Annotated in this window: 13 protein-coding genes; 9 read left to right on the forward strand and 4 right to left on the reverse strand. The window is 67.9% G+C overall.

Features of this window, described 5'->3' with window-relative positions; translation table 11 throughout:
- Positions 1 to 1,321 (reverse strand): pentapeptide repeat-containing protein (locus tag Q0L89_RS02675; RefSeq protein ID WP_296762331.1); only part of this gene is annotated, 1,321 nt, incomplete at its 3' end.
- A gap of 208 nt (positions 1,322 to 1,529) precedes the next feature.
- Between Q0L89_RS02675 and yajC the strand changes: the two genes are divergently transcribed.
- From yajC to Q0L89_RS02700, 5 genes are read left to right on the forward strand one after another with little or no spacing between them, the layout of a single operon-like run.
- Complete coding sequence (gene yajC / locus Q0L89_RS02680; RefSeq protein WP_296762332.1) at positions 1,530 to 1,811, forward strand: preprotein translocase subunit YajC; 282 nt, start codon at positions 1,530 to 1,532, stop codon at positions 1,809 to 1,811.
- A 20-nt stretch (positions 1,812 to 1,831) separates the two neighbouring features.
- The gene (gene secD / locus Q0L89_RS02685) at positions 1,832 to 3,496 is read left to right on the forward strand and encodes a protein translocase subunit SecD (RefSeq protein WP_296762333.1); all 1,665 of its coding nucleotides are present in this window, start codon (positions 1,832 to 1,834) and stop codon (positions 3,494 to 3,496) included.
- Between the two features lies 1 nt (position 3,497).
- The gene (gene secF / locus Q0L89_RS02690; protein WP_296762335.1) at positions 3,498 to 4,469 is read left to right on the forward strand and encodes a protein translocase subunit SecF; all 972 of its coding nucleotides are present in this window, start codon (positions 3,498 to 3,500) and stop codon (positions 4,467 to 4,469) included.
- On the forward strand, positions 4,462 to 5,223 hold the full coding sequence (locus Q0L89_RS02695) for a sulfite exporter TauE/SafE family protein (protein ID WP_296762337.1): 762 nt from the start codon (positions 4,462 to 4,464) through the stop codon (positions 5,221 to 5,223). Before secF ends, Q0L89_RS02695 begins: the two co-directional genes overlap by 8 nt.
- A 20-nt stretch (positions 5,224 to 5,243) precedes the next feature.
- Complete coding sequence (locus Q0L89_RS02700) at positions 5,244 to 5,612, forward strand: Mth938-like domain-containing protein (RefSeq protein ID WP_296762339.1); 369 nt, start codon at positions 5,244 to 5,246, stop codon at positions 5,610 to 5,612.
- A gap of 7 nt (positions 5,613 to 5,619) precedes the next feature.
- On the opposite strand, the gene Q0L89_RS02705 is transcribed toward Q0L89_RS02700, so the two are convergent.
- Together Q0L89_RS02705 and Q0L89_RS02710 are read right to left on the reverse strand one after the other, a co-directional pair.
- Positions 5,620 to 6,669: an alkane 1-monooxygenase gene (locus Q0L89_RS02705; protein ID WP_296762341.1), complete on the reverse strand. Its 1,050-nt coding sequence runs from the start codon at positions 6,667 to 6,669 to the stop codon at positions 5,620 to 5,622.
- A 30-nt stretch (positions 6,670 to 6,699) separates the two neighbouring features.
- Positions 6,700 to 7,110: a hypothetical protein gene (locus Q0L89_RS02710; RefSeq protein ID WP_296762343.1), complete on the reverse strand. Its 411-nt coding sequence runs from the start codon at positions 7,108 to 7,110 to the stop codon at positions 6,700 to 6,702.
- 168 nt (positions 7,111 to 7,278) lie between these two features.
- On the opposite strand from Q0L89_RS02710, the gene ftsY reads away from it, so the two are divergent.
- The 3 genes from ftsY to Q0L89_RS02725 all read left to right on the forward strand — a co-directional run bounded on the left by ftsY (position 7,279) and on the right by Q0L89_RS02725 (position 10,036).
- The gene (gene ftsY / locus Q0L89_RS02715; protein ID WP_296762345.1) at positions 7,279 to 8,394 is read left to right on the forward strand and encodes a signal recognition particle-docking protein FtsY; all 1,116 of its coding nucleotides are present in this window, start codon (positions 7,279 to 7,281) and stop codon (positions 8,392 to 8,394) included.
- A gap of 85 nt (positions 8,395 to 8,479) precedes the next feature.
- Complete coding sequence (locus Q0L89_RS02720; RefSeq protein WP_296762347.1) at positions 8,480 to 9,382, forward strand: EamA family transporter; 903 nt, start codon at positions 8,480 to 8,482, stop codon at positions 9,380 to 9,382.
- Positions 9,383 to 9,403: 21 nt separating this feature from the next.
- Positions 9,404 to 10,036 carry an inner membrane-spanning protein YciB gene (locus tag Q0L89_RS02725; RefSeq protein WP_296762349.1) on the forward strand — a complete coding sequence of 211 codons (633 nt, stop codon included), beginning with the start codon at positions 9,404 to 9,406 and terminating at the stop codon, positions 10,034 to 10,036.
- 33 nt (positions 10,037 to 10,069) lie between these two features.
- Here Q0L89_RS02725 and Q0L89_RS02730 read toward each other — a convergent pair whose 3' ends face one another.
- Positions 10,070 to 10,777, reverse strand: a complete 708-nt coding sequence (locus Q0L89_RS02730; RefSeq protein WP_296762350.1) for a glutathione S-transferase N-terminal domain-containing protein — start codon at positions 10,775 to 10,777, stop codon at positions 10,070 to 10,072.
- Positions 10,778 to 11,125: 348 nt separating this feature from the next.
- Between Q0L89_RS02730 and metZ the strand changes: the two genes are divergently transcribed.
- On the forward strand, positions 11,126 to 12,328 hold the full coding sequence (gene metZ / locus Q0L89_RS02735) for an O-succinylhomoserine sulfhydrylase (RefSeq protein ID WP_296762352.1): 1,203 nt from the start codon (positions 11,126 to 11,128) through the stop codon (positions 12,326 to 12,328).
- Positions 12,329 to 12,446: the final 118 nt, after the last annotated feature.

Genomic DNA, 12,446 nt, shown 5'->3' on the forward strand with positions numbered 1-12,446 from the left:
CCGTCTGCGCGGCGGTCGCCCCCTGCAACCGCGCCTGCACGAGGGTCGCCCCCTGCAGCCGCGCCCTCATGAGGTTCGCCCCCTGCAACCGCGCCCAAATGAGGTTCGCCACCTGTAACCGCGCCCTAATGAGGTTCGCTCCTTGTAACCGCGCATCCATTAGGGTCGCCCCCGGTAACCGCGCATCCATGAGGAACGCCCCTTGCAACTGCGCGTTCTTGAGGATCGCACCATGCAAATACGTGCCAGCGAGCTGCGCGCCGTTGAGGACCAGGCTCGACAGGTCTGCGCCGCGCAGGTCGGCGCCCCGCAGGTCCAGCCTGTAGCCGGTGTAGGCGCGCAGCGTCTCTCTCCAGTCGTCGAAATCCTTCCGGTACGCGTCCAGCGCCGCTTGGTCGTGGCCGTCCTCTGACCCGTCAAACTCTGGGCAGGGCACATCGAAGGGGAACTCGGCCTCCACCCCGCGCCCAGCTTCCAGCCGCCGCTGTTTCTCCGAGCGCCGCCCGATCACCGTCAGCGCCACCTGGATATCCTCGCGTAGCTTCAGCGATTTCTTGCGTTCCTCCTGCGCCTCATGGAAGGCTTGCATCCGCTCATCCCAGTCCGCCTCCAGCGGTCCGTCGTCCTCGCCCTCCTTCATCTCGAGTTCGGGCCAGTCGTCATTGTCCGGGGCCGGGGCATTTTGCCGGATATAGGCGCATAGGATTTCCATGATCTGGACATGGTCGCGGTCGCTGTCCTGCGCGATCCGCTCCAGCGCGTAGATCGCCCCGATGCGCACCTCGAGGTTGGGTTGGGTTTCGGTGAATGCCTGCCAATCGTATTCTTCGTCAACATGCAGCCCGACCGGTATGCGCAGCGATTCACCCCGCCATTCGATTTCTGTGCGACGTTCTTCGAGGTCCACGTCTGCCATTCCACCATAATCCGGGTCGTTTTCCCTTAACAGAACCGGTCGCCCAATTCTGTTGACTGTCTTCTCCGCCCCCAGCCCCTCGACCGCCTTGTTGATCCGGTCGGTGATGTGGCCCTGCTCGGCGGTGCGGGTCTGGCGTTCCAGCGCGACGCTGCGCCAGATCACGAAGGGCGCGCCGATCAGGGCCACGATCACCGCCCCGGTGCCGAAACCCGCGCGCGGCGCGTCAAACCCGAGGTCAAGGATCGCGTGCAACAGGATCGCCCCGGCCGCCACGATGGCGAGGCCGAAGAGCAGGATGACAACCACGGACAGGAATACACCGAGCGGGCGCGCGACGGTCAGAACCCAAGGCTGGCGCAGGCCGAACCAGTCCAGAATGTCGGGCCTGTCGGGTTTGCTCACGTCATCGGCCTTTCGCGCTCCATCTCCGCAACCTACCCGCGAAACCGGCCATGTCCAAGACCGGGCGCGATACCGACGTCATGCCGACGCTGCGCCGCCCCCCGTTTCGCGCCTTGCAAATGCCGGCCCGCGCCCATAGTTTCGCGCCAATTCACGGGCCCGCCCCCGGCGGCGCGGTCCGGTGCGCGCAACAACAAGGACATGCCCCATGGAAGCCTTCGGTCAGTTCATTCCCCTCATCCTGATCTTCGTGATCATGTATTTCCTGCTGATCCGTCCGCAGCAAAAGAAGGTGAAAGAGCATCAGAAGATGGTCGAGGCCCTGCGCCGCGGCGACCAGGTGGTCACGCAGGGCGGGCTGATCGGCAAGGTCACCAAGGTCAAGGACGACAACGAGATCGAGGTCGAACTGGCGCAAGGCGTCAAGGTGCGGGTGGTCAAGTCGACCGTCGCACAAGTGACCAGCAAGACCGAGCCGGCCGAATCCTGACCCCCTGAAAGGCGCGCGTCATGCTGCGAATTGACCTCTGGAAACGGGTGGCGATCTGGGCGTTGTGCGCGCTCGGCCTGCTGTTGGCGCTGCCCAATGCCTTCTACAACCGCGTCGAGGTCGCCAACGACGCGACCGCGGCGCTTGAGCGGGGCGTGCAGGACCCGGCGCTTGAGGCGCAGGCGGGGCAATGGCCGTCCTACCTGCCCTCGGGGCTGGTCAACCTCGGGCTTGATCTGCGCGGCGGCGCGCACCTGCTGGCCGAGGTCAAGGTCGAGGACGTCTACGAGACGCGCATGCAGGCGATGTGGCCCGAGGTGCGCGACCTGCTGCGCGAGGAACGCGGCCGCATCGGCACCATCCGCCTGCAACCCTCGGCGCCCGATACGCTGCGGGTGCGGCTCAACCAGCAGCCCGACCAGGCGGGGCGCGCCGCCGAACTGGTGCGCGGCCTCGCGCGCCCGGTAACCAGCCTGGCCGGCACCGGCGCCAGCGACATCGAGGTGACGACGGACGGCGCCGACGTGGTGGTGCGGCTGAGCGAGGCCGAGCGCCGCGCCACCGACGAGCGCACCGTGAAACAGGCGCTGGAAATCGTGCGCCGCCGCATCGACGAGGTCGGCACGCGCGAGCCCACGATCATGCGCCAGGGCGCCCGGCGTATCCTTATCCAGGTGCCCGGCATCGGATCGGCCGCCGAACTCAAGCAGATCATCGGCACCACCGCGCAACTGACCTTCCAGCCGGTGGTCGACCGCACCTCGGACCCGGATGCGAATGCCGGCCCCGGCAACGAGATGTTGCCGTCGATCGACACCCCCGATCAGTATTACATCCTAGAACGCGCCCCCGTGGTCACCGGCGATGAGCTTGTCGATGCCCAGCCCAGTTTCGACCAGAACGGTCAGCCGGCGGTGAGTTTCCGATTCAATACCTCGGGCGCGCGCAAGTTCGGCGACTACACCGCCGAGAATATCGGCAACCCGTTCGCCATCGTGCTTGACGACGAGGTGATCAGCGCCCCGGTGATCCAGAGCCACATTCCCGGCGGCTCGGGCATCATCACCGGCAACTTCACCGTCGAGGAAAGCACCCAGCTTTCCGTGCTGCTGCGCGCCGGGGCGCTGCCGGCCGAGCTGACCTTCCTGGAAGAGCGCACCATCGGCCCGCAACTGGGTGCCGACAGCATCGAGGCGGGCAAGATCGCCAGCGTCGTGGCCTTCACGGCGGTGCTGGTCTTCATGCTGCTCAGCTACGGGCTGTTCGGTCTGTTTGCCAATATCGCGCTGCTCATCAACCTCGGGCTGGTGTTCGGGCTGCTGTCGCTGATCGGGGCGACCCTGACGCTGCCGGGCATCGCCGGCATCGTGCTGACCATCGGCATGGCGGTGGACGCCAACGTGTTGGTGTTCGAGCGCATCCGCGAAGAGGCACGCACCGCCAAGGGCCCGGCGCGCGCCATCGAGCTGGGCTACGAGCGGGCGCTGTCGGCGATCCTGGATGCCAACATCACCACCTTCATCACCGCGGTGATCCTGTATGCCATGGGTTCGGGCCCGGTGCGCGGCTTCGCCATCACCCTGGGGCTGGGCATTCTCACCTCGGTGTTCACGGCGATCTTCGTCACGCGGCTGATCATGATCATATGGTTCGAACGCCGCCGCCCCAAGCAACTGGAGGTGTGAGATGCGCCTGAGACTGGTTCCCCAGATCACCAACTGGGATTTCTTCGCCCGCCCGACACTGACGTTGGGGATATCGGGCGCGCTGATGGTGCTGGCGCTGGTGTCGTTCTTCATCCAGGGCCTGAACTTCGGCATCGATTTCCGCGGCGGCACCACCATCCGCACCGAAAGCGCGCAGCCCGTCGATATCGGCCAGTACCGCAAGGCGGTCGGTAGCCTCGGGCTGGGCGATATCACCATCACCGAGGTGTTCGACCCCAGCTTCGGCCCCGACCAGCACGTCGCGATGGTGCGCATCCAGGCGCAGGAAGGGCAGGAGGCGGTCACCGCCAAGGTCGTGGCCGAGGTCGAGGCGGCGCTGCGCGAGGTGGTGCCCGACATCCGCTTCCTGTCGGTGCAATCGGTGGGGCCCAAGGTTTCGGGCGAGTTGATCCAGACCGCGGTGATCGCGGTGCTGCTGGCGATTTCGGCGGTGCTGGTCTATATCTGGCTGCGGTTCGAGTGGCAGTTCGCCCTCGGTGCCGTGGCAGCGCTGGTGCACGACGTGGTGCTGACCATCGGGGTGTTTTCCGAACTTCAGATCCAGTTCGACCTGGCCATCATCGCGGCGCTGCTGACCATCGTGGGCTATTCGCTCAACGACACGGTGGTGGTGTTCGACAGGGTGCGCGAGAACCTGCGCAAGTACAAGAAAAAGCCCCTCAAGGAAGTCATGAACATCTCGATCAACGAGACGCTGTCGCGCACCGTGATGACCTCGGTCACCACGCTGATCGCGCTGATCGCGCTGATCGTGCTGGGCGGTGACGTGATCCGCGGCTTTGTCTTCGCGATGCTGTGGGGGGTGATCGTGGGCACCTATTCGTCGGTGTTCGTGGCCTCGGCCATCCTGCTGAAACTGGGCGTCAAGCGCGACTGGTCCAAGCCCGATGCCGGCGCCTCGGGCAATCAGTTCGCCAACGTGGATGCCTGAAGCGCTTGCCGCCGCGCTCGCGCGCGACGGGCTGGAATGGCTGCTGCTGGGCGCCTTCGTCGCTGGCGCGGTGCGCGGGTTCGCCGGCTTCGGCACCGCGATGGTGTTCCTGCCGGTGGCCGCGCAGGTGCTGCCACCGGTCTGGGCGCTGATCGCGCTGGTGGTCATGGATGTCTTCGGCCCGCTGCCCAACCTGCGCCGCGCCTTGCGCGATGGCCGGACGGTCGACCTGGGCTGGCTCCTGGGCGGCATGGTCGCCGCGTTGCCGCTGGGGCTGGCGGTGCTCTATGTCGCCCCGGCCGAGCTGTTTCGCTACGCGGTCTCGCTGGTGGCGCTGACGGTGCCGGCACTGATCTGGGCCGGCTTCAGCCTGCGCGGCGCGCCGGGGCGGCCATTGTTGCTGGGCACAGGGGTGGTCTCGGGGGTGCTGGGCGGCGTCGCGGGGCTGCCCAGGCCGCCGGTGATCCTGCTCTACATGGGCTCGGGCGACCCGGTCAGGATCGTGCGCGCCAACACCATGTTGTTCTTGTTTGCCTATACCCTGATCCTGCTGGCGGTGCTCGGCCTGCAAGAGCGGCTGGCAACCCCGGCGGTGATGATCGGGCTGCTGCTGGCGCTGCCCAATGCGCTTGGAAACGTCGCCGGCGCGGCTATCTTCCGGCCCGAGAGGGCGCGGCTCTACCGTGTCGCCGGCTACGGGCTGATCATCGTGTCGGCCCTCGCCGGATTGCCGCTCTGGGACGGCGTGTTCTGAGCCACAAGAAAGGAGGTTTGATGCAACTCAACGAGGTCAACTTTCCCGGCGCGGTGCCGGTCGATGGCTACGGGCCCGGCTTCTTCCGCGTTGGCGGGCAGGTCATGGAGGGCGCGGTGATCGTCACCGCCGAGCGCGCGCAGGGCTGGCACGGGTTGGACGACGACGCGCCGCTGATGGCGCTGGCCGGCGAGGTGGACGTGCTCTTTGTCGGCATGGGCGCCGAGATCGCCCACCTGCCCAGCCAGTTGCGCGCGCGGCTCGAAGAGGCCGGTCTCGGCGTCGAGGTGATGAGTTCCCCCGCCGCCGCGCGCAGCTACAACGTGCTGTTGTCCGAAGGCCGCCGCGTCGCCGCGGCGCTGCTGCCGGTGGGCACTCCGGCGGGCTGAGCGCGGATCAGTTCGCGCCCTTGCCTTGCCCCGGTGACTGCCAGCGCGCCACCCGCGGGTCCATCACCCGGCGCCACAGCGGCGGCCACAGCGCCACCACCGCCATCACCGGCAGCGCCCGCGGCAGCACCGGCATGGTGTCGGTGTCCAGCCGCAGCGCCGGAAACGGGCGTGTCGGCGCAAGATGATGGTCGGAATGACGCGGCGCGTTCAGCATCATCGCCGACGACCAGAACTGCGGCGCGTTCCACGAATGCTGCGGCCCCAGCGGCGCGGGTCGGCCATCATCGCGCAGGGCGCGCCGCAGCCCGTAATGCTGCACGTAGTCCGACAGCAGGATCTGCACCTGCGCGTAGGCCGCCAGCGCCAGCAGCGCCGCGATGCCGCCGGCACCTGCCAGTGCCGCCGCGGCCGCCATCGTTGCCAGCGCCCCGCCGACATGGGCCGCGTAGGGGTGGCGCCACCACGGCTGCGAGGTGTGCGCGCGCGCCCGCAGCGCCGATTCGGCGCGCCAGCCGGCAACGAAAGAGCCCGCCCAGGCCCGCGCGGCAAAGCGCCAGAACCCCTGGCCCCGCGGCGCCGAGTTGGGGTCGGCATCGGTGGCGGCATGGACATGGTGCACCCGCAGATGGGCCGAGGCATGGTGGCCGAACAGCAGCGTGGTATAGATCAGCCGGCCAAGCGCGCGTGCCCCGCGCCCCGGCTTGTGGATCAATTCGTGCGCATTGGGGTGGCCGACCTGGCCAAAGAACAGCCCGAACGCCGCCCACAGCCCCGCGCGCTCCCACCCGCCAAGGCCGCTCGGCCCCCCGATCGCCCAGACCGCCAGCGCAAGCAGCACCGGATGCGCCAGCCCCAGTGCCAGCGCCAGCCGCGTCCCGGTGGGAAACTCTGCCCCCTGCGCACGGCGCACCGCGGCGCGCGCCACCAGGTGATCCATCGCCCACGTCACCACGGTGATCCACACCAGTGCCAGCGCCACCCAAACCCCGCCGCGCAGGGCGGCCACGGCCAGTAGCGCAACCGGGGTCAGCGTGGCGATGTTGAAAAACAGCATGGTGTGGTGAAATCCTGTTGCAGGGCGCCGTCAGACCCCGACATCGGGGCCGAGACACAGCATCGGGTCGCGCGATTGCGACAGCTCGTAAAGCGTGGTCTGCGCCGGACCGTTCTGATACCGCGCCACCAGCCCGCCGGGGCCTGCGAAAAAGCTCCAGCATTGCGGCTCGGGGGTGTCCCCGTAGACGAAGCAGATCATGTCGTCCTGCTCGAACCAGCGGCCCTTCTTGCACTTGCCGTCAAGGAAGGACCAGATCACGCGTCGGTCGTCGAGGTATTCCTCGGCCCCGTAGGGCCCGTCGCCGGCACCGTAGTGAAAGGTCTTGCCGCGCGTGTAGGCGTCGAACTCGGCCGCGCTCAGCGCATCGTCCTGCGCCTGGCCCGGCAGGGGGGCAAGCAGGACGGTTGCAAGGGCCAGGGCGGCGGCAATTCGTGTCATGGGCGCATTGTGCCGCAACCGGGCGGCGCTTGACCAGTGCGAACAGGGGGCGGCGGCGGGAAAAACCGCCGCATGCGCGGTCCCCGCCCTGCGCGTGGGGCCTTCCAAATCCCCGGCGGAATGGATAGGTGATAGGCGTTCCGCTCCCAGATCCGCGCAGAGGCCGCCATGTCATTCTTCGGCAAACTCAAAAGCCGCATGTTCAAATCGTCCTCCCGGCTGGAGGAAGGGCTCAACGCCATCGTCGAGGAGGGCGGCGCGCCCGATGAGCCCGATGCCCCCGAGGCGCCGGATACCGGGGCGCCCGACGCCCCTGAAGCGCCCGCCACGCCCGACGCCCCCGATCTGCCCGGCGACGTCCCTGCCCAGAGCGCCGGGGACGCCGAAGACGGCGCCCGATCCGGCCTCCTGGGCCGGCTTCTGGGGCGCGGCGGCAAGCCGGCGGTGCGCCGGGCGCTCGACGACGACATGCTCGAACAGCTCGAAGAGTTGCTGATCACCGCCGACATGGGCGTGGATACCGCGCTGCGTGTCACCGCCAACATGGCCGAGGGCCGCATGGGCCGGAAACTCTCCACCGACGAGATCAAGGGCCTGTTGGCCGACGAGATCGCGCGCATCATGGAACCGGTCGCGCGGCCGATGCCGCTTTATCCCTCGCGCCCGCAGGTGGTGCTGGTGGTGGGCGTCAACGGTTCGGGCAAGACCACCACCATCGGCAAGATGGCGGCGCAGTTCAGGGCCGCGGGCAAAACGGTGATGATCGCCGCCGGCGATACCTTTCGCGCCGCGGCGGTGGAACAGTTGCAGGTCTGGGGCGAGCGTGCCGGCGTGCCGGTGCTGACCGCGGCACAGGGCAGCGACCCCGCCAGCCTGGCTTTCGAGGCGATGGAAAAGGCCGCCGCCGAGGGCGCCGATCTGCTGATGATCGACACCGCCGGGCGCCTGCAGAACCGCTCCGACTTGATGGAGGAGCTGTCCAAGATCGTGCGCGTGATCCGCAAGAAAGACCCGCAAGCGCCCCACAACACGCTGCTGGTGCTCGATGCCACCACCGGGCAGAACGCCCTGCGCCAGGTCGAAACCTTCCGCGAACTGGCTGATGTGACAGGTCTGGTGATGACCAAGCTCGACGGCACCGCGCGCGGCGGCGTGCTGGTGGCGCTGGCCGACAAGTTCGGCCTGCCCATCCACGCCATCGGCGTGGGCGAGCAGATCGACGATCTGGCCCCGTTCGATCCGCGCGATTTCGCCCGCGCGCTGACCGGGCTCGACGGCGCATGACGATCACTGCCGTCCCTGCTTCTTCTGGCCACAAGTATCCCGGGGGGGTCGGGGGGCTGGCCCCCCGATCAGACCCGCGCGCAGCGTGAGCGATTGGCTGATCTCCCTCGAAGGCACCGCGTCGGGTGAACGGCTGGCGATGGTGCTGGCGCTTGTGGCGGCGGTGCTGCACGCCGTGTTCGGTGCCTTGCAGAAGGGCCGCCACGACCCATGGCTGACGCGTGGCGCCATCGACCTCAGCTATGGCCTGATGGCAGCCCCTCTGGCGCTGCTGGTGGTGCCCTGGCCCGAGCCGCACATGTGGCCCATATTCGCCGGCGCGTTCGTTATCCACACTGCCTACAAGATGTTCCAGGCCATGGCCTATACCCGTGGCGCCTACACCGTCGTCTACCCGGTGGTGCGCGGCACCGGGCCGCTGTTCACGGTGATCGGCGCCTGGCTGATATTCGGCGAGCTGTTCACGCCCACGCAATGGCTGGGCGTTGGGGTGCTGCTGGCGGGGATCTTCGGGCTGGCGGTCTACAACCTGGTGCACGTCACGCTGGAGCGCGAGACGCTGAACATGGCGCTGGCGCTGGCGGTGCTGACAGGGCTTTTCGTGGCGCTCTACACCACCTATGACGCCTTCGGCATCCGCGCCACGGCCGACCCGTTCACCTTCCTGGCGTGGTTCTTCATGATTGATGGCGTGGTGATGCCGGTGGTTGCGGGCCTGCGCTGGCGGGCCATGGCGCACCGGCCGCCGATTGCGCCGCTCATGCGGCGGGGCGTGGTGGGGGGGCTGGTGGCATTCGCCAGCTTCGGCGCGGTGATGTTGGCCACGCGGCTCGACAAGGTGGGCGAGGCGGCCGTGCTGCGCGAGACTTCGACCGTCTTCGCGGCGCTGATCGGCTGGCTGGTGCTCAAGGAAACGGTGGGCCCGCGACGCATCGCGCTGATGGCGCTGATTGCATTCGGGGCCGTGATCGTGGAATGGGGAAGCTGACAGCACACGAAGGGGCCACAGATGCCGCAACGCAAGATCAACCCGATGCTCAAGAGCGGGCTCGAACTGGGCCCGATCGTGGCCTTTTTCGCGGCCTATCTGTTGCTCAAGGGCGAGACCTACACCATCGACGGGCGCGACTATGGCGGTTTTATCCTGGTCACCGCCGGGTTCATCCCGCTGTTCGCGCTGTCCACGGGGGTGTTGTGGCGGCTTACCGGGCGGGTATCGCGGATGCAGTTGGTCACGCTGGTGCTGGTGATCGTCTTCGGCGGGCTGTCGGTGTGGCTCAACGACGAGCGGTTCTTCAAGATGAAGCCGACGCTGATATACCTGATCTTCGGCGGCATCCTTGGTGTCGGGCTTTTGCGCGGGCGTTCCTACCTGCAACTGGTGATGGAGGAGGCCGTGCCGCTGACGCCAGCGGGCTGGATGATCCTGACCCGCCGGCTGACCGTGTTCTTCCTGGCGCTGGCGGTTGCCAACGAGGCGGTCTGGCGCCTGATGAGCACCGAATCCTGGGTCTATTTCAAGACCTTCGGCCTGTCGGCGGCGATCTTCGGGTTCTTCATCACCCAAGGCCGGCTGTTTTCCGAACACGGGACCGACCGCGACGAGGCCGCGGACACGCCGCGCGACGGCGACGAACGCTGAGCGCCGCGCGCGCTGCCGCACCTCCGCGTGATCTTACCGCCGGGTGAACAGCACCTTCTGCGCCGCCTTGTCGGCGCGCAGGTCGCCGCGCTTTTCCGCCGCCAGCGCGCGGCCCCGCTGCACCGCCGGGCGCGCGCCCACGTCCCCGAGCCAGCGGGCGAGGTGGGGCTTGTCGTCAAGCGTCTGTTCCTGGCCTTCCCACAGCGAAGCCCACGGCCAGATCGCCATGTCGGCGATCGAGTAGAAGTCGCCCGCCACATATGTGTTTGCGGCAAGCTGTGCGTCCAGCACCCGGTAAAGCCGCGCCACCTCGGCGCGGTAGCGGTCCTTGGCATAGGGCAGATCTTGCGGCGGGTCCCTCGCCGGGGCGTATTTGAGGAAATGATGCGCCTGGCCCGCCATCGGGCCCAGCCCGCCCATCTGCCACATCAGCCATTGATCCACGGCGATGCGGTCGCGCTCGGTCGGACCGGTGAATTGCCCGGTCAGCCGCGCGAGGTATTGCAGGATGGCGCCCGATTCGAAAATGGCGATCGGCGTGCCGTCGGGGCCGTGCGGGTCGACGATGGCGGGCATCTTGCCATTGGGCGAAATCGCGGTGAAGGCTGCGGAAAACTGCTCGCCGGCGCCGATATCGACGAGGTTGAGCCGATAGGGCAGGGCCATTTCCTCAAGCGCGATGGCGACTTTCCAGCCGTTCGGCGTGGGCCAGAAATACAGCTCGATTGGCTCGCGTTTCATGTTGCGCCTCCGCTACGGGGGCCGGGCACGGCCCCTCCTGTGTCTCATGATGACGCTTTGTGCGCCACGGGCAAGGGCAGTCTCCACTCCGGCGGTGCAGCAGCCGCGACCAGCGCGGATCGGGCGCGGCGCGGCGCGGCCGTGCAGGCGCGGGCCAGGATCGGTGGCATTGGTCCGGATGAGGGGCATGGCCCGCGTTCTTTCTCCACATCTTGTGGTGCCGGGGGTAAATCAGGCGTATGTTGGTCACGTGACCGCCCGGTTGCATCTGCGCGACTCTGTTGACGCGGGCGTGGCGCTGTGCATACCGGGCCGGTAGGCGGCGCGCGCGGAAAGGCACGGGACACCATGAGCGACAGCGACAACTGGAAGGCGCGCACCCGCGCGGTACATGGCGGCATCCGGCGCAGCCAGTATGGCGAGGTCAGCGAGGCGCTGTTCCTCACCCAGGGGTTTGTCTACGACAGCGCCGAGGCGGCCGAGGCCCGGTTCCAGTCCACTGGGTCCGACGAGTTCATCTATGCCCGTTACGGCAACCCGACCGTGGCCATGTTCGAAGATCGTATCGCCGGGCTGGAAGGCGCCGAGGATGCTTTCGCCGCCGCCAGCGGCATGGCGGCGGTGTCGGGCGCGCTGGCCTCGATGCTGCGTGCCGGCGACCACGTCGTCGCGGCGCGGGCGCTGTTCGGGTCGTGCCTGTACATCCTCGAAGATATCCTGCCGCGTTACGGTGTCGAGGTCAGCTTCGTCGACGGCACCGACCTGGCACAGTGGCGCGCGGCGATCCGCCCCGACACCCGCGCGGTGTTCTTCGAGACGATCTCGAACCCGGTGCTGGAGGTGATCGACATCGCCGCGGTGGCCGACATCGCACACGCGGCCGGGGCCACGGTGGTGGTCGACAACGTGTTCGCCACGCCGGTCTATTCGCGGGCGTTGTCGCAGGGCGCCGACGTCGTGGTCTATTCGGCCACCAAGCATATCGACGGGCAGGGCCGCACCCTTGGCGGGGTGATCCTGGGCAGCGCCGAGTTCATCCGCGGCACCGTCGAGCCATACATGAAACACACCGGCGGCGCGCTGTCGCCGTTCAACGCCTGGGTGATGCTCAAGGGGCTCGAGACGATGGACCTGCGGGTGCGCGCGCAGGCGCGCACGGCGCTGCAACTGGCGCATGCGCTCGACGGGCACCCGGGGCTGGCGCGAATGATCTACCCGGGCCACCCCAGCCATCCGCAGAACGTGCTGGTCGAGACGCAGATGGGCGCCGGCGGCACGGTGCTGGCGCTTGACATCGCCGGCGGGCAGCGGGCGGCGTTCGCGTTTCTCAACGCGCTGCGGGTGACGGTGATTTCCAACAACCTGGGCGATGCCAAGTCGATTGCCACGCACCCGGCGACGACCACCCACCAGCGCCTGCCCGATGACCGCAAGGCTGCGCTCGGCATCACGCTGGGGCTGGTGCGGTTGAGCGTCGGGCTGGAGGATCCGCATGATCTGATCGCCGATATCACCGCGGCGCTGGAGGCCGCGGCAATCGGTGATCCATGATGTCGTTTCCGGCGTAAGACCCTTCGATATTGGAAACCCGCCGCCGCAAGCTTACGTTAGGCAGGCGACAGAACGCGAGAGGGCCCCAGATGAACATCCATGCGCCGGACATCGACGC

This window comes from Sediminimonas sp., from assembly GCF_024637375.1.
In the GTDB taxonomy this organism is placed as follows: domain Bacteria; phylum Pseudomonadota; class Alphaproteobacteria; order Rhodobacterales; family Rhodobacteraceae; genus Sediminimonas.